Consider the following 353-nt stretch of genomic DNA (forward strand, 5'->3'; position numbering starts at 1 on the left):
ATGACCAGAATGGTAGAAACCGCCATGAGTCCTCTCCAACCGACACTGCCGCAGATCACTGTGCTGGGCATCGGCAATCTCCTGTGGGCCGACGAAGGCTTCGGCGTTCGTTGCGTCGAAGCCTTGCAACAGCGTTATGAGTTCGCCGACAACGTGGCGCTGATCGATGGCGGCACGCAAGGCCTGTACTTGATCCAGCATGTCCAGCAAGCCGATTACCTGCTGATTTTCGACGCCGTGGATTACAACCTCGCGCCTGGCGAACTGAAGTTCATCGCCGACGACGATGTCCCCAAATTCCTCGGCATCAAAAAGCTCAGCCTGCACCAGACCGGCTTTCAGGAGGTGCTGAT

1 protein-coding gene is annotated in these 353 nt (G+C 57.2%); it reads left to right on the plus strand.

All coding sequences use genetic code 11. The features are described 5' to 3' along the window. Positions 1-24: 24 nt before the first annotated feature. Positions 25-353, plus strand: a 329-nt coding sequence (locus M2R48_RS21220) for a HyaD/HybD family hydrogenase maturation endopeptidase (RefSeq protein WP_262087606.1), incomplete at its 3' end; no start/stop codon positions are given.

This window comes from Acinetobacter sp. I-MWF, assembly GCF_025433935.1.
GTDB lineage: Bacteria > Pseudomonadota > Gammaproteobacteria > Pseudomonadales > Moraxellaceae > Acinetobacter > Acinetobacter guillouiae.